This window comes from Enhygromyxa salina (assembly GCF_002994635.1).
GTDB lineage: Bacteria > Myxococcota_A > Polyangia > Nannocystales > Nannocystaceae > Plesiocystis > Plesiocystis salina_B.
In genome coordinates, this window is the sequence record NZ_PVNL01000052.1 from 1 (window position 1) to 23,427 (window position 23,427).

A 23,427-nucleotide genomic window follows, 5' to 3' on the forward strand; every position below is an offset into this window, starting at 1 on the left:
GCCCCCTACGCTGCCCCCTACGCTACCGAAGTAGTCCATGGTCGCGCTGGCGGCCAGCGCCAGCGCGCGCAGCCGGCCGTCGCGACGACCCAGCAGCTCGCGGGTGAGGGCGTGGCTCTGGACATCGGGCAGCGAGGCGATCACCTGCAGCAACCCAAAGCTCGGCTGCCCGCCGCCGGTCGTCAGCGTCGGGTCCGAGACCGCTGGCTTCTGCTCTTGGTACAACATCCGCCGGGTGTCGGTCAGGACGCGCTCATGGTGGACGAGCGTGGCGGCCCGGCCGAACGCGTGCACGCCCGCGTCGGCGTCGAGCAGGCTGAGCAGCGCGAGGCGGGCGGCCTCGGGCTGATCGGGCGCGGTGCAGGCCAGCAGCGCGCGGCGCTGCCACGACTCGCGGGTGACCAAGAACAGATCCAAGAGCAGCTCCGCGCGGGTCGGCGGGTCGAGCTTGGCGAGCGTGGGATCCCCCGCGATCGGGCATGCAGGCGCGGCGGCTCGCGGGGTCTGGGTGGCGCGGGTCAGCAGGCGCCGGGCGGCCAAGCGGACGTGATCCTTGGCGGGCGAGCGACCCGCGCTGCGCATCGCCTCGGCGGCGTCGGCCGCCACCGACCAGTCGAGCGGCCGAAAGCTGTCGCGCAGCAGCTTCATGTGCGGCAGGAAGTCGCCGACGTCCTCGGGGGTCGAGCCGGAGATCAGCACGAACAGGTTGCCGCCGGTCGGGATCAGCAGGTTGTCGATCACCGACTCGTCGTCCGCGACCATGAACTCGATCGCCGGACCGGAGGGCAGCTCGAGCTCGCGGGTCCACAACAGCGCGTAGTTGCGCGAGGTCCACTCGGCGATCAGCGGCTCGGCGCAGCCGATGCCCTCGCAGCGCGACGCCCTGGGCTCGCGCATCACGAACTGGACCCGGGTGTGCTCGCTCGCGTCTGGATCCGCGGCGTCGCCGACCGGCTCGGCGTTGGGGATCGGCTCGCGGGCGCCGAGGCCCTCGGGGTTTTGGTCGGTGCTGGCGGCGAAGAACGCCTCGGCGGCGGTGTCGACGTGGGCGCGGCGCTGGGGCTGCAGTCGGTCGATCGCCGCGTCGTCGATCCCGGCGAGCATGGTGTCGAACGCCTCGGGCGAGCGCAGCCACGCGGGCAGTCGATCCTCGGCGCCGGTCAGCACCGCGGGCAAGGCCTCGTCACTCAGCCACGGGTGCGCGGGAAACATGACCTTGGCGTTGGCGAGCAGCTCGCGCGCGGCGGCGAGGTCGTCGGGCCCGGTCAGCAGCGGCAGCGCGTCGGACAGCACCAGCGGGCTGTCGGGGTGCAGCAAGACCAGCTCGCGGGCCAGCGCCACGGCCGGCTCGCGCATGCCCGCGTCGCTGTAGGCCGACAGCAACAGGAGCTTGGCCACGTGACTGTCGGGGTGGTCCGACGCGACCCGCTCGTAGTCCGCGAGGCCGAGATCTTTCGCGTAGCTGTCGAGCAGATCGAGCATCGCCTCGCGCGGGATCCGGGGGCCCGCGAGGTCGTCTCGGATCAAGGCGCTGATCGACAGCGCGTACAGCCCGAAGGTGCGCAGCTCGGCGTCGCTGGTGTCACCCTCGGGCCGCGTGGCCGCCAGCATCTGCGGGGAGTGGGCGGTGAACTCGGGCGCGGCGTCGTCCTCGACGGCGGGCAGCCAGGCGAGCAGGCGGTCGGCGTAGAGCTCGGCCGCGGTCAGGTCCAAGCTGCGCACGGCCGAGCCGGCCGCGAGCGCGAACCGGCGGCGATCGACGATGTCGAATTGCCCGACGATCTGTTGGCGCAGCAGCGCGCCCCGGTAGCGGCCCTGACCCAGCTCGATGTCGTCGGGCTCGGGCGCGATCGCATCGAGCGCGAGCTGCTTCACGCGCAGCTCGGCGCCGCGCTGCTCCTCGCCCTGCTTGGACAGCCACAGCGAGGCGTTGAGCAGCCAGACTGGATCATTGGCGAGATCCGGCAGCCGCTCGGCCGTCGCGAAGAACTCGTCGAGATCGAGGCCGTTGGCGCGCACGCGATCTGGGTCATTGAGCGCGAGGTAGGCCAGGTCGACGGCCAGGAACCGGCTGCCCCCGAGCTCGTTCCACAGCGGCACGCAGCGCTCGGCCGCGATCTCGAACTCGTCGCGACCAAACATGCGCAGGCACGCGTACTGGGCCAGCGCGGGGTCTTCGGTGGGCGCGTAGAGATCGCTGACGATGCTGCGGGTGGCCGGATCGTCGGCCTGCCACAGCTCTTCGCGGACGATCGCCCAGCTCAGCAGATCGTCGATCGCGTGGCGACTGCGGGCGTCGGCGAGCAACAAGCTGGCGTGGAGGCTGGCGGCCGGCTGCCGGAACGCCTCGTAGCGGGGCCGGGCCAGGGCCAGGGCCTCGAGCTCGCTGTCGCGTCCGATCAGGTAGGTCAGCCACAGCTCGACGTCGCGATACTGCACGCGCAGCTCGGGCGCGGCGGCGCCCAGCCAGGCCAGGACCTTGGCCGCGATCGGGAACGCCTCGGCGGGCGATCGCGCGGCCTCGAGCTCGGCGAGCAGGCGCTCGAGCCCGAGCTCGGCGAGCGGGCGGATCTTGGTGCTGGGCTCGCCAATGCTCAGGAGCATCGCCGCGTCGTCGCGGGCCAGCCACAGCTTGGTCAGCAACGGACCGTCGAGCTCGCCGCGGGTGGCCGCGTCGATCAGCTCGCTCGCGCGCCAGTGCATGCCCGCGTCGGGGAACAACAGCAGCGCGTCGCGGACTCGCCCGAGCTCGCGCTCGGGGATCGCCAGGGTCCGCAGCGCGCCCTCGAACGCTGGCAGCGCGCGCGGGCGCCGAGCCAGGGCCCGCAGGTACATGGTGTGGGCGCTCGCGAGGTCGAGCGCGTCCTCGGCGGCGCGGGCCCGCACGTAGGGCGCCATGAACCCCTGCGGATCTTCGGCGTCGGCGATCGCCAGGGCCTTGGTGCGCAGCTCGGGCTGATGGGAGAGCTGGGCGGCGAGCGCCAGTCGGCCCGCGACCACGCCCTTGGCCACGCCGTCGAGGTCGTCGACGGTCGCCGCGAGCTCGGTGGTCGCGGCTTGCCACGCGCCCATCCGCGCGAGCGCGAGCCCGCGGGCGAACCGAGCCAGGCGCGAGCGCCCGGGGAACAGCTCGTCGACCATCGCGGGGTCACCCGGCAGCCAGCGCTCGAGAAACCATGTCGCGTCGGTGTCGGCGCTGGGGACTTCGAGCAGCAGGTTGGACAGGTCGCGCGGCTCGACCAGGCCGTCCTCGAGATCGCGCAGCGCCATGCTGGCGGTCGCGCGGGTCTCGGGTCGCATGATCGCCCCGTTGAGCTCGAGCCGGGCCCGCGCGAGGTCGGGTCGGTTGGAGGCCAGCTCGCTGAACAGCGCGGCGGCCTGATACTCGGTGGTCGCCGCCAGACGCGTGCCCTCGAAGCTGGCCAGCCGGTCGCGCACGCCCGGCAGCTGCTCGCCCTCGAGCCAGGGGACCGGCGCGAACCACTGCGCGCGGGTGTTGGGCGAGCCGGCCAGCGCGTCGAGCCCCGCGCCATACTCGGGGCTCGCCACGTCGAGCTTGCCCAGCTCGTCGAGCACGTCGCGGCAGTCTTGATCGAACAGCTTGCGCTCACGGCAGATCGCCAGCTTCGCGCCGAGCTCCGGCTGGCGTCCCGCGACAGCCGCGAGCGCGCGGGCGCGGGCACGCTTGGACGAGTTCGCGTTGACGGCCGCCGATCCGATCACGGGCAGCGCCAGGCGAGGGGCGTTGCGACCCTTGGACTGGGTCACGAGCTCGCGGTCGGCCGCGCGCGCGAGCTTGGCGTGCTCGGGCGGGGCCTGGTCCTGCTCGAAGTCGCTGACCCAGCTCGCCAGCGAGGTCGAGTGCTGGGCCCGCGCCTTGCGGCGCCATCGCTCGAACGTCGCCCGGCCGTGGTCGGTCCCCGACGACAGCGCGACCATCGCGTTCAGGGTGGCGTGGAGGGTCTGCTCGCTGGGCGTGCCCGAAGGCTCACCGAGCTCGGCCAGCAGCTCGCCAGCGTCGCCGAAGGTCCCACCCGCGAGCATCATGTTGGCCCGACACAGCGCGAGCGCGAGGTTGTCGGGGGCCGCGTCGTGGCGCAGCGACATGCGGGCCTGGCTGCCGAGCGGATCGGCGCTGTTGGTGGCGAGATCGGGCAGCAGCGCCTCGTCCTCGCTGATCTCCCCGCGGGTGAGGGCGTCGAGCACGACCTTGGCCGCGAGCGCGTCGTGATCCCAGTGGTCGGCCTCGAGCAGCGCCTCGAGCCAGCGCCGCTGATCCGCGCGACGGCGCTCCGCCGCCGCGCGGTTGGCCTCGTTCCAGATCAGATCGATCGCCTCGGGGCCCGCCGCCGCGAGCGACTCTGGGGCCATGCGCGGCGCGCCAGACGGCAACCCGGGGGACTGGTGGCTGCGCCAGCGCAGCCGCTGCAGCGCCGCGAGCATGTTCGCGTTGCCCGAGAACGCGTCCCACAGCCGCTCGTAGCCCCAGCTCAGGTCGGCCTCGTAGGCCACGCTCAGCGCCCGCGCGATCGCCTTGCGCTGGCGCTTGGGCGCGAGCATGAACTGCGCGGCTTCTACTACGAGCGTCGCGTCGAGCACCTCGTCGCCGATCTCCACCGCGAACACGGCGGCCGCGTCGAGCTCCGTGATCGCCGAGTCGAACTGCGCCGCGTCACCGCCCGCGAGCCGGACGATCAACAGTCGCGCGCGGGCCAGGTCGAGCTGCTCACGCGCAAACCCGGACGCCTCGTCCGTGTTGCCGAGCTTGGCCGCGAGCTCGGCGGCCAAGCGCGCCCGAGCCTGGCCGTCGTCGAGCTCGCCAAACCCGCCGAGGTGCCCCAGCGCGACCCGATCGCGCAGCGTCTCGCCGTCGAGCGTCTCGTGATGGGTGTGAACGGGGACGCGGGTGAGCGAGCAGGCGCTGGTGACCGCCGCGATCAGGACCAAGAGTGACAGGTACGAGGTCCAAGACTGGGCGCGACGCTCAGGCATCCCCGGATATATACCCCGGCAGCCTCGCGCCGGGGTGCTCGACCAGGTGCTCTAGCAGTTCCGCAGCGGGAGCGTGGCACGATCAACTTGCCGGCTCGGGTAGGTGAGCGAAGACAGCACCTGGCCAGCCACGGGATTGGAGATCCCGAAAAAGTCTGCCATGTCTTCCAGCATGGCCCGGACCAGCGACATCGCTCCCCCCGTTCGCAGCGGCGCGGTGCCACGCGAGCGCTGCGAAGCCGGCCTTGCCACCGAGCACCTCGTCGTAGTGCCCGCCATCTCGTTCGACGAGGTACTCGAGGTAGTGCTTCGCGTGCCGCTCCTCACGCCACCAGGGCATCGGGATCGGCATCGCGGCCTTCCGCTGATTCTCCGCGATGCAGCCCGGTAGCCAATCGGCGTCGCAGCACTCGAACTCTTCGACGTCGGCGTGTGACAGGCGTGGGGCGACGTTGGCAGCGCAGCCCGCCAGTCGCAGGGCGCTTCGGTCCGCGAAAAAATAGCCTTCGACCATCGGGCACAGCAGATGGAAGCTGCATCGCTCGCGCACGCGGTCGCGGATCCGCTGAGTTGTCTGTTGGTCGCGATCACGGGCTTCGATCTCGCGCTCGAGCGCCACACGGAAGTGCTCGCAGATGAGCTGCCGCTGGTCGAAGTTGTTGAGCTCGACGTCATCAACCGCGATCACCAGATCCGCTGGCGTCCCGTCCGCGCCCTCCCAGGCCTCGGCCAACAGCGCCCTCGCTAGGCCTCGCATCGCCCTGTCTGGCTCCTGATTCGGTCGCAGACGATTCCCCGTGGCGCCGTGGACCTTGCGGGGCTGCAACCATTCGACATCCTCGCCCTCAAAAGTCTGGGACGGGAACAGGCGCGAGATCGAGGGCACGATCGCGGCCCATTCGAGGTCACCGGTGACGATGAATCGGACGCGCTTCACCGACTCATCCGCGCTCGTCGTTGCTACCAAGTTCGCCGTCGGCCAGGAGCTCGCCCAGACGAAACTGTCGCAGCCAGTCGGGGTTCTTGAGCTGTGTCAGCGGCGTGGGTCCGGGCCAGGTGCTGCGCTCGAGCACGTAGATCTGTTCGGGCGAGCCATCGAACGCATCGAGGAGCACGGGGGAGTGTGTGGCGAGGATGACCCGAAGCCCTCGCTTGCGGGCGGCCCGTGCCGCGAACCTGGCGAAGGTCCGGATTGCGAAGGGGTGCAGCGCGGCCTCTGGCTCGTCGATCGCGACGATGCCGCCGTCGTCCGCGGCAGCGAGGTCGCACAGCAACACCAGCATGGCGAGCACACCGTTGGCCTCGTTGCGCATTGGCTCGGGTGCCTCACGACCGGGCCGGAACACGCGGGCGGCGAGGGTGCTGCCTGCCTCGACGAAGTCGAGATCTTCGATGAGGCCCGGAAACGCCGCTCGCAGCCCCGTGAGGACGAATGCGAAGCGCTGGCGATCTGGCCGACGCTGATGCCAGGCACGCAGCATGGTGATCGCGTTGTCGCCTCGGCTCAGCAACTGCGTGGACAGTGCGGCGCTCGAGCCCCCTCGCAGGGCGTGCAGATCGGGATCGTGGAACACCGAGATGCTGCGCAGGCACGCGACCATGCGTGTGACGGCGGGGTCGTCGACCTGGCTGTCGAGCACGGCGCGCAGGCCCAGGCGATTGTCGGAGCGCAGCTGTCGGTCGCCGTGGACGAAGTTGCCCAGCGCGTCGCGGTGGAACACCTCACGATCACCATCGCAGAGTGTCTCTTCGGTGAGGTGAGCGACGGTGGCGCCGTCGGGGCGCAGCTGGATGGTCCAGCGCAGATCATCTAGCTGCACGCCGAGCTCGATCGGCTCGTGTTCCGCGGCGTCGCGATGTTTGAGGCCGTGAGTTCCACCGAGGACCACGCCAACCGCCTCTGGCAGCCCTCGATCCAGAGCGAAGCGCAGCAACTTCAGCAGCAGCAGCGCGGTGGTCTTGCCAGCCCCGTTGGCTCCGACCAAGAGGCTGACGCCACACAGCGGAAGCCGAAGATCGCGGAGGCCGTAGAAATTGCGCGCCGTGATCACGCAACGCTCGGCCGTGAACGGGAGGTGGGGCACCGCCTCCACCGGCGGCGGGGACGTCTCCACCGCCGGAGCCCCCAACGCTTGGTGCTGAAGATCGAGCTCGACGCGGGTCAGGATCTGGCCCATGAGGTCGAGGATCGAGCAGTAGACCCAAGTTCCCGTGGAGCGATGGGCGACCTTGCGCCGCAGCCCCAGCTCACCCGCGTCGCCCCACGCTGCGTCCAATTCCCGCAGCTCGTCGTCGAGCTTCAGGTGGCGCAGCAGCGGCCGCAGAGTCGCGTGGGCGATCTCGACTTCCAGGTCCTGGTCGTCGGTGTCAGTCTGGGGATCGAGCGCCTCGCGAGCTGCGTGTGCCCACGCATCGTCGACCGCCTTTTTTGCGCGCTCGAAGGTCGACGTTGTGCTCGACACACGAACGCTCATACACCGGTACGCTCACCCTGCACAACGACCGAGTGACGGTGCTGTTCACGGAACCAATACGCGGATGCTGGCGCTCTCGCGGCTGCGGATCCGCGGCCCCACGCGGACGTGCTCGGGCTCGAGGTCGAACCGCTCGATCGCCTCGGCGATGATCCGCTCGTTGGCCGGCTTGTCTTTGCGCACGCTCAGCTCGATCTGCGCGCGCTCGAAGGTACCCGCCAAGAACCCCAGCTCTTCGACCAGCGCAGCCTCGTCGATCGTCGCGCCCTCGGGCAGTCGGTGGACGAGGATCAGCCGCTCGCCAGATCGCTTGGGCGTGGCCTGGCCGGCGATCAGCGGCGCGCCCTCGCCCAGCGCGACCCGAGCGATCACGGAGTTGTCGAGCGGGGCGTGCTCGGGCGCGGGGGTCGAGAGCACGCCGACGTCTCGCCACAGGCCCCAGGACCGCTGAAACAGGACCTCGATGCTGACGGCGCCGCGACCGGACAGGCCGGCGAGGCGGGCCCCGTCGGCGAGGTCGGCGAACGCGACGTAGCCCATGACCTCGAGCAGGACGACGGCCTCGGGCGCGCCGGGCTCGCGTGAGATCCGGCGCGCGGCCTCGGGGACGTCGGCGCCGAACCGCTCGGCGCCCGCGAGCCAGGTCCGGCCGAACCGCGCGAGGTCGTTGGTGTTGCCGCGGACGAAGCTGGCCGGGGCGACCGCGACCATCGGGATCAGGCGCGGTGCGTCGGCGCTGCTCAGGACCAGATCGCGGGCGTCGATCGTGCTGCCCGAGTTGGCCACGGGGCTGGTCAGCGAGCGCTCGACCGCGCGCAGCTTGGCGTCCTTGGCCTTGTCGCCGGTCGCGGACACGAGCGCGACGTTGGCGGTGTCGACCCCGATCTCGTCGAGCGCGAACAGGCTCAGCATCGTGGCGGTCTGCCCGGCGTAGCCGACCAGCTCCAGCTTGCCCTGCGGCGGCTTCTCGGTGAGCAGCTTGGGATCGTTGGCCGCGAGCGCGTCGCGGCCTCGCGACCAGCCGACCACGAAGAACACCTCGGGCGACAGCGCGCGCAGGTGCTCGTAGGACGCGACGAAGGTCGGCAGCGGCATCACGGCGACGTCGGCACCGTCGTCGTCGCCGCCACCGCGGGCGAGCTGGGTCTCGATCTCGCTGGCCGTGAGCGCGACCGAGAATTCGACGTCGAGGCCGGCGCTGCGAAAGCTGCTGTTCTCGCCAGGGCTCAGCCCGTCGTTGGCGATCAACCCGGGCGCGACCAGCTCCCAGCCGAGGCCCACGACGCGCAGGGGGCGACGCGGGGTGAGCTCGGCGGGGGCGGGGTCGGTGTTCGCTGCGGCGTCGCTGGTCGCGGCAGCGGGCGTGTCCGACTTGTTCGCGGCCGTGGTGGCGCTGGGCGTGTCCGACTTGGTCGGGTCAGTCGTCGCAGCGTCGCTTTCGTCCGCCTCCTCGCTCGGCGGATCGGCCTGGGCCTCGGGCAGCGGGTGGGTGGCGAGCAGGGCGACCAGGCCACCGGTGATCAGCGTGACGGTGACCAGCCCGATCGGTCGAAACGCGGCAGGTTGGGTGCTATCGGTGTTGGTGTTCATGTCGACCTCGTGTCCGGGAGCGGGCTCACCACGAGCTGGCGCCGAAGCTGCGGCGGTTGGGGTACTCGTCGGCGACCATGGCCGACAGCTGCGAGACCGGGACCGCGAGGTTGAGGTTCTGGCCGCCGACCATCCCGGCCACCGACACGCCGATCACGAAGCCGTAGCGATCGAACACGGGCCCGCCGGAGTTGCCGGGGGAGATCGGCGCGGACATCTGGATGTAGCGCTCGCCCTCATAGACCCGGCGGGCCGAGACAATGCCGTTGGTCAAGGTGTGGTCGAGGCCCAGCGGGTTGCCAATCACGCTGACGGGCTCGCCGACCTGGACCGTCTCGGAGTCGCCGAGCAAGGTCGGCGCGGGCGGCTTGGGCAGCGTGCTGGGATCGATGCGCAGCAGGGCGAGATCGACGACGGGGTCGCTGACCAGGAGCTCGACCCGATCGAACTCGGTGCCGTCGAACAGCTTGACCCGGACCTCGCTCGCGTCCTCGATCACGTGGTGGTTGGTCGCGATCGTGCCCTTCGCATCGATGAAGAAGCCCGTGCCGCCCGCGCTGAACCCCCGGTGCTCGAGCTTGATCGAGACCACCGCTGGGGCGTAGGCGGCGAACAGCTCGGCGGGGCTGTACTCTTGCTGCTTGCCGGTGGGCGATGGCTTGGTCGCGTCGGCTGGCTTGACGTCGGTCTTCTCGTCGGTTGGCTTGGCAGCGTCCGAGGGCTTGGGATCGGACGCGTCGGCGAGCTTGGTGGTCGCGGGATCGGCCGTGGCCGGCTTGTCGGTGGTGGGCGGCTCGATGGGCGATGTGGTCGCCACGGCAGGGTCATGCGTCGTCGTCGGGTCTGCGCTGGTCGCCGACGCCGGGTCGGGCCCCGCCATCCATCGCCCGAGCCACGCGGCGCGGCTCCAGCCATCGGCGTCCAGGCGCTCGGCCTCGGCGTGGAGCGGGCCCGCGGTCAGCGATCCAGCGGCGGCGACGAAGATCAGGGCCGTCGCAGCCCAGGTGCCCGAGATCACGTCACGCACGAGCCCAGGGCGGCGCTGCTTGTCGGGGTCGTTGGGCAGCAGGCGGTCGGCGATCACCAGCGGGACCACCGCGAGCACGACCAGCGGCACCAGCAGGCGGACCCACAGGTTGTCGGTCGCGAGTCCCATGACCGACATGCCGCCCACGGTCGCCAGCGGCAGGCCAATGCCGATCCCCGCGAACGCGATCACACCGTGGAGTAGACGCAGACCCGTTCGCGCGGGAGCCGATTGATCGGAGCTCACATTGTTCATGACGCAGAGATTCCCTCGCCGCGCGCGTCGTGACGGACCCGCCAGCGCGCGTCGCAACGATAGCCGTTTGACGGGTATTCCGCCCAGCGCTGGTTGCAGGACCGGAGGGCCGACTGATCCCTACTGATCCACGGCCAAGCTCGCGCGCTCGAGCCCCGCTTCGATCAGCTGCCAGCTTGGGTCGGCGTCGTCGGCTGGACCTTGCAGCAGGTCCTCGAGCGCTTGCTCGATCGAGGCCATGGCGGTCGAGACCTCGGCGTGGCCGTAGGTGCCGGCGGTCCCGTGGAGCGTGTGGGCGATCCGATGGGCAGCGTCGATCGCCGACTTGCGGCTGGCCTGGTCGGCCGCGCGGGCGTGCTCGACCGCGGCGCGCAGACCCTCGATCTTGGTCGCGAGGCTGTCGGCGTAGCGCCGCCGCAGGGCCTCGATGCGGACCCGGCCGCGCTGCTCGACCGGCTGATCCAAGATCCCGCGGATCTCTTTGGGCAGCTGCATCGGGTCAAACGGCTTGGGGATCACACCGGCCGCCCCAAACCCGACGTAGCGCTCCTTCTCGTGCGACTGGACCTTGGCGGTCATGAAGATCACCGGGATGTCGCGGGTCTCGGGCTGGGCAGCGAGCGCCTTGAAGGTCGCGACGCCGTCCATCTCGGGCATCATCACGTCGAGCAGGATCACGTCGGGCTTGTGGGTGACCGCCAGCTCGAGCGCCTGGGCGCCGGACGAGGCCAACACGGTCTTCCAGCCGCCGACATGAGACAGGCTCATCTCGGCGATCGTGCGGATATCGGGCTCGTCATCGACGAGTAAAATAGTGTTGATCTGTGCCACGGGGACTCCGGTGTGGGAGAAGTGAGTTGCGACTCAACGTGAGTCAGAGGCTCCGCTGGGCCTCATCCTCGAGGGTCCGCAGCGCTTCGGCGAGGGCCTGGCGCTGGCCGTGGTCGTCGACGTTGCTGGGGTTCGTCACGAAGTTGGCGAGGCTCGAGGCCACGCGGATCAGCGCCGAGCGAACGGGCACAGCCAGGCCCCGGCGGCGGGCGAGGTCGGTCGCCTGGCGGTGCAGCTCGCGGGCCATGTCACGGGCCATGTCACGAGCCAGCTCGCGAGATGGATCTGCTCCCGCCGAGCCGATCAGCCCGGCCGCGCCATCGACGAGCTCGAGCACGGGGTTGCTGCGCTGGCCCTCCGCGAGCGCGCGTCGAGGCTTGCGAAACGGGCCTGACTCGGCGCGGAACCGACGGACCGGTCGCTCGCCCTCGCCGACCTCGAAGTGAAATCGGGAGCCCGCGCCCGGCTGGCTCTCGACCCCGATCACGCCGCCGTGGGCGTCGACGATCGCCTTGGAGATCGCCAGCCCTAGCCCGCTGCCGCCGACCGATCGGGTGTCGGACTCGTCGAGCTGCGAGAACTTGCGAAACAATTTGGGCAGCTGATCCTCGGCGATGCCGGGGCCCTCGTCGCGGACCGAGAACCGCACGGTCCCCACGGCGATCTCGGCCAGCTCGACGTGGACGGTGTCGCCGTTCTTGGAGAACTTGATCGCGTTGGACAGCAGGTTGATCAGGACCTGCAGCAGTCGATCGCGATCGCCACGCAGCTCGCACGAAGGCTCGAACTCGCGGACCAGCGTGATCCCGCACTCCTCGGCGTAGCCGGCGATCTCGGCGATCGCCTCGTTGGCGAGCACGACCGGGTCGAGGGCCTCGCTGCGGAGCTCGAGCTTGCCGGTCTCGATCTTGTCGAGATCCAGGATGTCGTTGACCAGCCGGATCAGCCGCTCGGTGTTGCTCAGCGCGATCTTGACCAGGCTGCTGGTCCGCGGCTCGAGCTGACCGACCACGCCGCCGTCGAGCAGCCCGAGCGAGCCACGGATCGAGGTGAGCGGGGTGCGCAGCTCGTGGCTGACGATCGAGACGAACTCGTTCTTGAGCCGCTCGATTCGCGCCCGTTCGGTGATGTCGGTGGCGATCCCGACCACGCCCTCGAGCCGGTCCTCGCTGGTGACCGCGGGCGAGCAGCGCAGCTCGAAGGTCAGCCGGCCGATCGGGGCGGTGGTGACCGTGGTCTCGCCGGTCATCGCCCGCCGGACCGCGCCGAGTAGCTGGGGTACGTGGGCAAACACTTCGAACACCGAGCGGCCGATCACGCGCTCGGGCGAGACGCCGAGTCCGGCCGCGCCCAGGCCGTCGAACAGCGACAAGATCCCGTCGGGGTCGATCGAAAACAGCACGATCGGTGCCCCCGTGATGATCGTGCGGAGTCGGTTCTCGCTGTGGATCAGGGCTTCCTGGGCGCGCCACCGCGCGCTGACGTCCTCTTCGGTGACCAGCGCGAGGCGCTTTGGGCCCTCGACCGCGCTGACCTGGATCAAGAACCAGGAGCGGCCGCGTGGCCCATCTCGGGACACCTCGCTCTCGTAGCGACGCCTGCGGCCGTCGAGGACCTCGAGCATGCTGGCCACGAACGCGCCGACTTCGTCGTTGGGGCCGCCCGGGGTGAGTCCGGCCAGGTAGTGGCTCCCGACCGGCCGCCAGGCCGGTGCGTCGGGGTGCTCGTTGGCCATTGGAGACAGCCACGCTCGATTCGCGGAGATCACCCGGCCCTCGCGATCGAGCAGCGCCGCGCGGTTGGGCATCGCCTCCAGCAACTCGTCGTGGGGCAGGCGGGCGCGCGCAGGCGTGAGCTGTGCCGTCGCGTCGCTCGGGTCACCGCCGGCTCGAACCTGCTCGCCGCTGGTGGACTTCACTGCCCCAAGTATGCCGTTGAGGGGCGTTTATCACCAGTGATCAGTGGTGGCACCGGGCCCCGCGGCCCCCGCGAGTGCGTACATGACCGGACCAGCGGCACACGATCGGCGATTGGGAGCGTCATAGGACTTGTCACCGCTCGACGCCGGCTGTCATAAACGCGGGGATGGAGAGGGAAGCAGGCGCACGGCGCAAGGCCAGGGTGTTGGTGGTCGACGACGATGTCGACTTGCTCGCGCTGCTCGAAGCTGGACTCGAAGACGAAGGGTACGAGGTCGAGGTCTGCGGCTCGGCCGAGCGCGCGCTCGAGCTGCTCGAGGTCGCCGCGCACGACATCATCGTCACCGACATCAACCTGCCGGGGATGAGCGGCCTCGACTTCTGCTCGCGAGTGGTCTCGGAGCGCGGCAACGTGGTGGTCATGGTCATGACCGCGTTCTCGAGCATCAAGTCCGCGGTCACGGCCTTGCGCGCGGGCGCCTACGACTACTTGATGAAGCCCCTCGACATCGAGGCGCTGGTCCACCGCCTCGATCGGGTGGTCCGCGAGCAGGACACTCAAAAAGAGGTTCAGAAGCTTCGCGAGCTGGTCGCCGAGGAGCGCGGCTTCGAGGGCTTGTTGGGCACCAGCGCGCCGATGCAGAAGCTCTACGACCTGGTCGCGCGCGCGGGTGAGACCGACGCCTCGGTCCTGGTCACCGGTGAGAGCGGCACCGGCAAAGAGCTCGTATCTCGGGCCCTGCACCGTCGCAGCGCCCGTTGTGGCGCGCCCTTCGTGCCGGTCAACTGCTCGGCGATCCCCGACACCCTGCTCGAGAGCGAGCTGTTTGGTCACTCGCAAGGTGCGTTCACCGACGCCCGGCGGTCCCGCGCCGGGCTGTTTCTCGAGGCCACCGGGGGCACGCTGTTTCTCGACGAGATCGGCGAGATCCCGATGCAGGTCCAGCCCAAGCTGCTGCGCGCGCTCGAGGAGCGCAAGGTTCGACCGGTCGGCTCCGACAAGGAGAGCGACGTCGACGTGCGCCTGGTCGCGGCGACCAACCGCGACCTCGAGGCCGCGGTCGAGGACGGCAGCTTTCGCGAGGATCTATTCTTTCGCGTCAACGTGATCCACATCCACGTGCCGCCGCTGCGCGCCCGCGGGGGCGACGTGCTGTTGCTGGCCCAGAGCTTCCTCGAGCGCTACGCCGCCCGGTTTGGCAAGGACGTGGTCGGCCTGAGCGCGGGCTCGGCCGAGCGGCTGATGGCCTACAACTGGCCCGGTAATGTGCGCGAGTTGCGCAACTGTATCGAGCGGGCGGTCGCGCTGGGTCGCGGGGTCGACATCCAGGTCGAGGATCTGCCCGAGCGTGTGCGGACCCACAGCCGCGCGCAGCTGGTCGTCGGCAGCGATGACCCCTCGGAGCTGGCGGAGCTGGCGGAGATCGAGCGGCGTTACATCCTCCACGTGATGGAGGTCGTCGGGGGCAACAAGAGCCTCGCGGCCAAGACCTTGGGGCTGGATCGCAAGACGCTGTACCGGAAGCTGCAGCGCTACGCTCGGGCCGGCACCGCGGATTGATCCTGCTGGGCCCGAAGCTGGGCCGAAGCTGGCCCGAAGCTGGGCCCCAAGCTGGGTTGTCGCCGCGGGTCCTGGGAACCTGCCCGGGTCCGCGGGGTCTGGCGGCCGTGCGTTGCGATGCAGGTCGTGGTTGGATTGGGGTGATGTCGCGCGAGAGGTGGGGTCGGTGGTTGGGGCTCATACTGCTGACCCTGGTGTTCGCGGCCGGGTGCAAGGCCAAGCGCGGGGCGGCCCTGGCCGAGGGGCCGCCGGAGATCGACGCCAACACGCAGGTGCTCGCGGCGTTCAAGCCTGGCGAGCTGGCGGACACGGGCGCAGCGGGGCTGGACCTGGACGCGGTCGAGACCTCTCCCCCGGTCGCGCCGGACGTGCCCGTGTTGCCGCCGCCGAGGCTCGAGGAGTTTGGGCCGATCGGCGACACCGGGGAGTACGCGGACATCGAGTTTCGCTTCAACCGGCCGGTCGTGCCGCTCGGCGAGCGTGACCGGCTCGACCCCCAGGCGCTGGGCCTGGTCATCGAGCCCCCGCTGGCGGGCGAGCTGTACTTTGCCGAGCCGACCCGACTGGTGTTCTCGCCCGAAGCCGCGCTGCCGCTGGCGCACGTGTGGCAGGTCAAACTCGACGCTCAGCTGCAGGCGGTCGATGGCCCGACGTTCTCGGCCAAGGCCGAATTCTCGTTCGCGACCGAGCCGCCGACGGTGTCGGTGTGGGTCAGCGACGACGATCAGATCCTCGCGGACGACGAGGCCAACGGGCTGATCGAGTACCACTGGGACGCCAAGGTCCTGCTCGACGTGAGCGACGAGACCACGCTTCGGCAGCTGCAGCCGCATGTTCACGCCGAGGCGATCGACGCCCGCGGGCACGCCACATCGGTCGCGATCGGGGTCCGCAAGGGCAAGCGGGACGACTCGGGCTGGCGCGAGTCCCAGTTCGAGATCTACCCCAAGACCCACTGGCCGGCCGGGCGCGAGATCCTGATTCGTGTCGACGATGGGCTGGTCGGCAACCTGGGCCCGCGGCCGACCGGGCGCGAGGAGACGATGTCGTTTGCGGTCACCGCAGGTGTGCGGGTGGTCGGGGTCCAGTGCTACGCGGGCGACTTTGGTGACGGCTGCGATCTCGGGCCCCTGCAGGTCATGTTCTCCGCTCCGGTCACGCGGGCCCAGGCCCGTCGCGTGCGGGTGAGCCCGGCCAGCGCGGGCTTCGACACGCTCGCCTACGATCGCGAGGACTGGCGGGAGGACAGCCGCAACAGCTACTGGTCGATCCTCGCGTGGGGCGACTACGCCGACGGCGGGCACTACAAGGTCAGCGTCGACCCCAGCTTGCGCGACGTCCATGGCCAGATCTTCGTGGGCGAGACCGAGTTCGAGGTCGACTTCGTCGAGCCGCCGCCGGAGCTGAGCGTATCGAACGGCCACGGCACGCTGATCCAGTCGAGCACGCCGCGGGCGGGGATCGAGAGCCGTCACGCCGAGCAGCTGCGGCTGCGCGTCGCCGTGCTCGACGATAAAACCCACGAGCAGATGCTTGGCCAGCCGCTCGGCGAGATCGCGTGGCCAACGAGCGGCGCGAAGCGGTTCGACGAGCACATCACGCCCGCGCACCAGGGCCAGTTCGCGTGGGCGGCGACCGAGCTCGACTTTCACCGGTTCACGGGCAGCAAGCCGGCGGCGGTGTTGTTCGAGGCCTCGGTCACCAAGCTGCTCCCGCGCGCGGCCAACCGAACCATGCCGTCGGCCGAGCGGGGGCTGGTCCAGATCAGTGACCTCGGCGTGAGCGTGATCGGCTCGCTGACCGACAGCTGGGTCCGCGTCGCCGACGTGACCAGCGACAAGCCGGTGATCGACGCGGAGGTCGAGCTGATCGACGCGCCCGGCGGGGCTCGGCGGGTGCTCGGCAACACGGATGGGTCGGGGCTGCTCTCGCTGCCCGGCGCGGCCAAGCTGCCCGAGCACGCGCTGCTGCGGGTTCGCAAGGGCGACGACAAGCTGCTGGTGTCGATCGCCACGCTGCGTCGCCCCGAGACCGCGCCGAAGGGCCTGCGGACTGGAGAGACCGCCAAGGTCGCGGTCACGACCGAGCGCGCGCTCTACCGGCCCGGCGAGGTCGTCCGCGCGATCGGCTGGGCGACCGTCGCGGGCCCGTATCAGCTCGCCGGGGTCCGGCCGCTCCCGGCCAAGGCCACGATCACCCTCGAGCTGCGTGACTACCGAAACGAGCTCGTCGCCACGCGCACGGTCACGCCCAAGCGACGCGGTAAATTCTGGGCGACGCTGCCGGTCCCGGCCAGCGCGCCGCTCGGCAACTACTCGGTCACGGCCACGGTCCTCGATGGCTCGGGCAGCGCCCAGCTCGAGGTCAAGGACTTCGTCGCGCCCGAGTTCGAGGTCTCCGCCCAGGTGGCCCGCGCCGATCTGCATCACGGCGAGACCACCACGGTCGACGTCAACGCTCGCTACTACTTTGGTGGGCCGGTCCCGATCGAGCGGATGCGGACCGCGCTCGACTGCCGGGAGTCGAACTTTCGCCCGCCTGGGCTCGCGCCCGAGTGGCGGGTGAGCCCAGGCGCCGCGCACTACTCAATGCACGGCGTGCCGCGGATCTCGATTCCGCTGCCGCCAACCGCGAAGCACGGCCACGTCGAGACCGGCCTGGAGCCGCAGGCGCTCGATCCTGGACGCCCAGCCCACTGCACCTGGTCGGTCGCGCTCGCGGATCAGACCCAGCGCGAGGTCGGGGCCGAGACCAGCGCGTGGGTCCACCCCCCATTTTATTTGGCCGCGTCGGTGCCCGGGCATGTCCTCCCCGGGAAGGATCTCGACATCCCGATCGCAACGTTGGAGTTCGACGGCGCGCGGCGGCCAGCGAATAGCGTGGAGGTCAGGCTCGAGCGCCGCTGGTACGAAGACGAGTGGGTGACCGAGAACGGCAAGCGGACCTACGCGGGCCGGCGCGAGCGGACCAAGAAGCTGCCCGCGTGCAAGACGAACACGCTCGAGGGCGACGCGAGCTGTCGGTTCGCGGCGATCGAGCACGGTCGCTACACGGTCGAGATCGTCGCGGCCGACAAGCGCGAGCCGGGCTACCACCCCACGCTGAGCGCGAGCGTCTACGTGCCCGAGCCGCACAAGTCGGGCTGGACCTGGTCGACCACGCGGCGGTCCAAGCTGTCGATCGAGGTCGACCACCAAAAGGCCAAGCCCGGCGATGCGATCCGCGCTCGAGTCACTGCGCCGTGGGCGAGCGGGGCAGGGGTCGTGTTGATCGCCAAGGGGGCGATCCACGAGGTCCATCGGGTCGATCTCAGCCAGGGCGTCGCCGAGCTCACGTTCACGGCGACCGACGCGTGGATTCCAGGCACCGAGCTGTGGGCCGTGATGATCCAGCCCGGCGACTCGAGCGAACACCCGCGCCTGGCTACCGCTCACACCAAGGTCTCGCTCGACAACAGCACCCGGAATTTGAGCGTCGCGCTCGACGTCCCGCGCGAGGCCAACGCTGGCGACTCGCTGCCGATCGTCGTCCACGCCCGCGACCAGGACAACCAGCCGATCCGCGGTCACGTCAGCGTGTGGGCCGTCGACGAGGCCGTGCTCGCGCTCGCGCCCCACGAGCTGCCGAACTTCGTCGACGCGTTCACCGTCGCGCTCGCGGGCGGGCTCGGCTTCGCCGATGGCTACGCGGCGTTGATCTTCGCGTACGTCGCTCGCAGCGACAGGTACTGGCGCAGGGACTTCGTGAACGGCTGGGCCGCCGATCCCGAGTCTGCGCTCGGCGGGTACGGGTACGGGTACGGTCGCGGATCTGGCGGGGGCTTTGGCGGTCGCGGCTCGCGGGCGCCGATGATCCGCTCGGGGACGGCGAACGTCGAGCCGCCTGCGCGCAGCAAGTTCGAGTCGGCGCCGATCTTCATTGGTGACGCCGAGCTCGACGCGAACGGCGTGGCCCGCCTGTCGGGCGAGCTGCCCGACAACCTCACGACCTTCCGCGTGACCGCGCTGGTGTCGTCGCCGATCGAAGACTCCAAGGTCGAGGCCCGGTTTGGCACCACCGACGCGCGCGTTCGCGTGACCCGGCCGATCGTCGTGCGCGCGGCGCTGCCTCGGATCCTGCGCCCGGGCGACAGCGCCGAGGTCGGGGTCCTGGTCGACAACCTGCGCGCGGGCGCGGGCAAGGCCGAGATCGAGGTGACGCTCGACGATCCGACCCAGGCCCTCGAGCTCTTGTCACCCGCGACCGCGACCGTGGCGATCGCGGCCGGCGGACAGGTCCGGGTCCCGTTCAAGGTCCGCGCGCACAAGACCGGCACGCCGAAGTTCACCGCCCGCGCCAAGGTCCGCCCCACGACCGGCAAGCCGGAGGTCGACGCCGTCGAGCTCGAGCTGCCGATCGAGGCCGAGCGCACCATGAGCGACCGCGTCGCGGTGTACGGGACATTGGACGCCGACCGCCCGGCGCTGCTGCCCTTCGAGCTCCCGGCCGACGCGGATCCAGCGTTCGGCGGGCTGTCGGTGTCGATCGGCTCGAGCATGCTCGGCGGCGTCGAGGATGCCGTCGCGTACCTGGTCAACTATCCGCATGGCTGCGTCGAGCAGACGTCGAGCTCGCTGCTACCGTTGATCCCGCTCGGGGCCCTGGCCAAGACCTACCCGCTGGGCATCGCCGACACCGACGCGTACGTCGAGGCTGGGGTCGCCCGGCTGCGATCCATGCAGCTCGACGACGGCGGATTCGGCTACTGGCCGGGGGCGACCACCGCGAGTCCGTACGGCAGCGCGTACGCGACCTGGGTGCTCGGGCGGGCCAAGCTCGCCGGCCACGCGGTCCCCGACGCGATGCTCGACCGCGCCCAAGCCTACCTGCTGGGCCAGGTCCGTGGCTGGGCCGCCGAGCTCGGCTCGAGCACCGGACGCGACATCGAGATCGCGCTCGCGCTCGCGACCTTGGCCGAGGCCCAGCTGGCCCCGAGCGACGCGCTGACCAAGCTGCACGAGCGGCGCACGACCTTGCCGATGTTTGCCCGCGCGATGCTGTTGATGGCGATCCACGATCAGGACGGCGCAGATCCCCGGGCGGCCGCGATGCTCGGTGAGCTGCGCAGCTTCGTCGATGAGCGCGAAGCCAGCGCGCGGATCGAGGCCAACACGACCTGGACCTGGTACTGGGACTCGAACGTGCGCAGCAGCGCGATGATGCTGAGCGCGATGCTGGCTCTCGATCCCGAGCACGTGCTGGTGCCCAAGCTGGCCCGCGGGCTGCTCGACGCCCGCCGCGGCGGTCGCTGGTCGAACACCCAGGAGAACGCCTACGCGCTGATCGCCCTGGCCGAGTACGCGCGCATCTACGAGGCCGACGAGCCCGACTTCGAAGGCCGGGTCTGGCTCGACCGCACCGCGGTCGCCAAGGTCCGCGTGAAGGGCCGCAGCTTCGCGTTCGAGTCGGGGTTCACGGACATGCCCGCGCTGTTGGCCGCCGATCGTGTCGACCCCACCACCAGCCGGCTGCTGCTCGAGCGGGCCGGGACCGGGCGCATGTACTACCGCGTCGGCCTCGAGTGGGCCTCGACGGCGACCAACCTACCCGCGCGGTCCGAGGGCCTGGAGATCCATCGGACGATCCGCGACGAGTCAGGACGGATCGCGGCCAACCGGGCGATCCCGGCCGGGACCTTGCTCGCGATGGACGTCACCCTGACCACCCGCTCGGAGCTGACCCACGTCGCCGTCGAGCTGCCACTGCCCGCGGGGCTCGAGGCGATCGACATGGGGCTCGGCAAGGGCACCGCCGCGATGCGGATCTCGGGCTCGGTCGGCCGGTTCGTCAGCCACCAGGAGCTGCGCCGGGATCGGGCGGTGGTGTTCGTCGATCGCCTGGTGCCGGGCGAGCACGTCCACACCGTGTGGCTGCGGGCCACGACCCCGGGCGAGTACGTGATGCCGCCCGCGAGCGCGGAGATGATGTACTACCCCGAGGTCTACGGGCGCACCGCCTCGGCCCGGGTGTCGGTCAACTGAGCGAATCGGTCGCGGTCGCCGTCATGGGCAGCGGCGACGGCGATCGGCCCCAAGCAAGCAACGAGCTTTGGTGGCGCTGGGATAGCGAACCAGCTCCGCGCACCGATTGCGGGCTGAATTCGAGAAACAACTTGAGTTCACGACGCCGTGGTCATACGATGCTCTTCACACGGGTGCAGAACATACTTAGTTGAGCTGTCACTGTGCATCTTTGCGCAGACTGTGATCTATCTGGCGTCCGCGATCACGTTCGCTGACGAGGCACACATGAGAGCCCCAGGACATTCTGGATTGAGCGTTCTATTGGCCACGCTCGCGCTAATGGCCTGCTCCGCAGACGAGGTCATTCCGCCGTTGGGGGAGTCTGGCGGCACCGATGGTGGGGACTCGGGCCCGCCGCTGCCGGGCGGCGATGACTGCGACGAGAACTGGTACGCGATCGATGGCGCCCCTGTCCCGCAGGAACTCAACGGACCCGAGGCGTTTGGCGGCTCGCTGGCCAAGCATCAGAGCCGGATCGAATTCACAGGTCCAGCCAGGCAGCCCGACCCGGTCGTGCCTACGCCGATCAACCCGGCGTTCGGTCAGATGACCTTCGAGGACTTCGCCGCGAGGTACGCCGAGCGCTTCGGCAACTACTGGTTCGTCGAAGGCGACCAGGCCATGACAGACGCCGACCTGCACGCGCTCTACGACCGACTGCACGAGCAGGCGAGCAAAGGCGCCCAACCGCCCGTCCCAACCGCGGCCGCCTACGATGAAGGGGGCTTCGACGCCGCGTGGAGCTCGGGCCGCAAGCTCACGCTCACGTGGTGCGTCGGCTGGGTTCTGCCATCATTGTCCGCCAACGAAGAGCTTCACGCAGAACACGTCGCGCTGCTGATCGAGACGATGGAGTGGGCCACGCGGGCCTGGGAGCGGGCCGGCGACGTCAACTTCGTTCACCTGGCGCAGTATGACAGCCCGGAGGCGCAGGCCTCCGGTCAATGTCAGCCCGGCGAGAATGGCATACACTTTCGTGTGCGCACCGGACCAGAGTGTACGGGGGCTTGCGGGGGTCGGGTCTTCATCGAGGCGCTCCCTCAGTACGAGTTTGAAGATCCGGCCAACATCGACGGGGACGCCGAGATCGTGTTTGGACTGCAGCGCTTCTTCGACAACGAGAACGAGGCGCGCATCAACGCGCTGCACGAGCTGGGGCACGTGCTGGGCTTCACCCACGAACACCTGCGCTGGCCTGAGGAGCAAGATCCCGACAGCGGCTGCAACGGCCTCGGCGAGATCCCCTGGCGTGGCCTGACCCCACCCGACAGGAGCTCGGTGATGGCCAACGACTTCTGTGCGGGCGTCAACCCCAACGTGCCGTGGCTCTCGGCTTGGGATCGACTGGGCGCGTACTATCAATACACGTGGGGCCGGCGGCGTGCGTCGATGATGGGCCTGGTGAGCCAAGTCGACGACTATGCGTATGATGGGCTCGGGCAGACGGGGATCCTGTGGCAGACCAGCCGCAGCGCCCGGATGCAGCGCTGGTCGTCGACCGGAGCGCCAGGGCAGCCGATCCAGTTCGCGGTGGAGGAGCTGTGCGCGGACGGGAGCGCGCCTCCGTGCATGGGGGCGTTCGACAGTGAGGGCCGAGTGCGGCCGAGCCCGGCGCTGCTGAGCGGCGGGGCGTTCGATCTCGACGTGCTGTTTCATGGGCCGGGCCCGGCGCTGGCGGACTCGTTGCTGCTCAACGAGGGCGCGGAGCTCGACGCGGTGAACCTGGATCTGGACTGGTTCTCGGTGCCGGTCGTCGGCAGCTTTGAGAGTGGGAACGCAGATCAGATCCTGCTGTACCGACCCGGGCCCGAGGAGGATGCGCTGCTCGTGCTCGAAGACGGAGACGTGGTCACGTACCCGATGAACTTTTCCGGATACGCCTACCCGCTCGCGGGCCGCTTCCGCGGGTTCGCGGGGGGACGGAACGACATCATGTGGTACGATCCGCAGAACAACGGGGTGTCGTCGTGGAGGTGGATGGGACAAGGGTTCAATTTTGTCGTCAACGGTCCCTCAGATGCCGGAACACTGGGCCTTGAAAAAGGCGTCGAGTACACACCGATCGTCGGTGATTTCAACGGGGACGCGATGACTGACCTATTGTGGTACTCAGCCGGTGGCGGCGCGGATCTCATGTGGTGGTCAGAGAGCAATGTGGCATCGATCTTCTTTGAGGTCGCGGGTGCGACCATTACTCACGACTACCGCCCGTTCGTCGGTGATTTCGACGGCAACGGAGTCGATGATATTCTTTGGTTTGCTTCCTACGCGGAAGCGGTGCACGTGACATCCAAGATCTGGTATTTCTTCGAGGACGAGACGTATATTTCTCGCGTGCTGTCAACTCATCTGGACTACAGCCCATACGTCGCCGACTTCGATGATGACGGATGCTCCGATATACTCTGGTACAAACCCAGCGAGCCAAACTCAGCGAGTCCGCTGTGGCGGTGTCTGCCGAACGACCAAGACTTCGCCTGCGAGCCACCGCTCCAGACACCCGGTGGGGCCTATCCCGTGGGTTTCGGAGGATCATATTAATGCGACGCCACGCCGTGTTCGTGCTGATACTCCTCTCCGCGTGCAGTTCGCGCCCCGTGGATTCTGATTGTGACGGGATGTGCCAACTCGCCGGTCCTGAGTTCCCCGGCGTCGGCGAATGCAAGGAGGGGGCGTGCACACCAACCTACGCTGACTGCTCCATTCGAACGGAGAT

At 69.7% G+C, this 23,427-nt stretch carries 10 protein-coding genes; 3 read left to right on the plus strand and 7 right to left on the minus strand.

Translation table 11 applies throughout. From position 1 onward, the window contains the following. The 7 genes from ENSA7_RS13840 to ENSA7_RS13870 all read right to left on the minus strand — a co-directional run. Window positions 1–4,992, minus strand: a 4,992-nt coding sequence (locus tag ENSA7_RS13840) for a hypothetical protein (RefSeq protein WP_146157664.1), incomplete at its 3' end; no start/stop codon positions are given. Window positions 4,993–5,074: 82 nt separating this feature from the next. Further along, a complete protein-coding gene (locus tag ENSA7_RS13845; protein ID WP_106089757.1) occupies window positions 5,075–5,929 on the minus strand; it encodes a hypothetical protein in 855 nt (284 codons plus the stop codon). Between the two features lie 4 nt (window positions 5,930–5,933). Further along, window positions 5,934–7,454: an AAA family ATPase gene (locus ENSA7_RS13850; protein WP_146157665.1), complete on the minus strand. Its 1,521-nt coding sequence runs from the start codon at window positions 7,452–7,454 to the stop codon at window positions 5,934–5,936. Between the two features lie 57 nt (window positions 7,455–7,511). Beyond that, a complete protein-coding gene (locus ENSA7_RS13855; protein WP_106089759.1) occupies window positions 7,512–9,056 on the minus strand; it encodes a hypothetical protein in 1,545 nt (514 codons plus the stop codon). A gap of 25 nt (window positions 9,057–9,081) precedes the next feature. Continuing rightward, window positions 9,082–10,338, minus strand: a complete 1,257-nt coding sequence (locus ENSA7_RS13860; RefSeq protein WP_106089760.1) for a S1C family serine protease — start codon at window positions 10,336–10,338, stop codon at window positions 9,082–9,084. A 120-nt stretch (window positions 10,339–10,458) separates the two neighbouring features. Next, window positions 10,459–11,169, minus strand: a complete 711-nt coding sequence (locus ENSA7_RS13865) for a response regulator (protein WP_106089761.1) — start codon at window positions 11,167–11,169, stop codon at window positions 10,459–10,461. Window positions 11,170–11,212: 43 nt separating this feature from the next. Continuing rightward, window positions 11,213–13,087 (minus strand): PAS domain-containing sensor histidine kinase, encoded by a 1,875-nt coding sequence (locus tag ENSA7_RS13870; protein WP_106089762.1) that lies wholly within the window; start codon window positions 13,085–13,087, stop codon window positions 11,213–11,215. Window positions 13,088–13,254: 167 nt separating this feature from the next. Between ENSA7_RS13870 and ENSA7_RS13875 the strand changes: the two genes are divergently transcribed. The 3 genes from ENSA7_RS13875 to ENSA7_RS13885 all read left to right on the plus strand — a co-directional run bounded on the left by ENSA7_RS13875 (window position 13,255) and on the right by ENSA7_RS13885 (window position 23,252). Next, complete coding sequence (locus ENSA7_RS13875; RefSeq protein ID WP_052551924.1) at window positions 13,255–14,649, plus strand: sigma-54-dependent transcriptional regulator; 1,395 nt, start codon at window positions 13,255–13,257, stop codon at window positions 14,647–14,649. 143 nt (window positions 14,650–14,792) lie between these two features. Continuing rightward, window positions 14,793–20,669, plus strand: a complete 5,877-nt coding sequence (locus ENSA7_RS13880) for an alpha-2-macroglobulin family protein (RefSeq protein ID WP_106089763.1) — start codon at window positions 14,793–14,795, stop codon at window positions 20,667–20,669. A 321-nt stretch (window positions 20,670–20,990) separates the two neighbouring features. Further along, window positions 20,991–23,252: a hypothetical protein gene (locus ENSA7_RS13885; protein WP_106089764.1), complete on the plus strand. Its 2,262-nt coding sequence runs from the start codon at window positions 20,991–20,993 to the stop codon at window positions 23,250–23,252. The last annotated feature ends 175 nt before the right edge of the window (window positions 23,253–23,427 follow it).

What these genes read in the sequence shown, in the direction of transcription:
- ENSA7_RS13855 (WP_106089759.1), bottom strand. Translation starts at nt 9,056, where the DNA reads ATGAACACCAACACCGATAGCACCCAACCTGCCGCGTTTCGACCGATC.
- ENSA7_RS13875 (WP_052551924.1), top strand. Translation starts at nt 13,255, where the DNA reads ATGGAGAGGGAAGCAGGCGCACGGCGCAAGGCCAGGGTGTTGGTGGTC.
- ENSA7_RS13885 (WP_106089764.1), top strand. Translation starts at nt 20,991, where the DNA reads ATGGCCTGCTCCGCAGACGAGGTCATTCCGCCGTTGGGGGAGTCTGGC.
- ENSA7_RS13860 (WP_106089760.1), bottom strand. Translation starts at nt 10,338, where the DNA reads ATGAACAATGTGAGCTCCGATCAATCGGCTCCCGCGCGAACGGGTCTG.
- ENSA7_RS13880 (WP_106089763.1), top strand. Translation starts at nt 14,793, where the DNA reads ATGTCGCGCGAGAGGTGGGGTCGGTGGTTGGGGCTCATACTGCTGACC.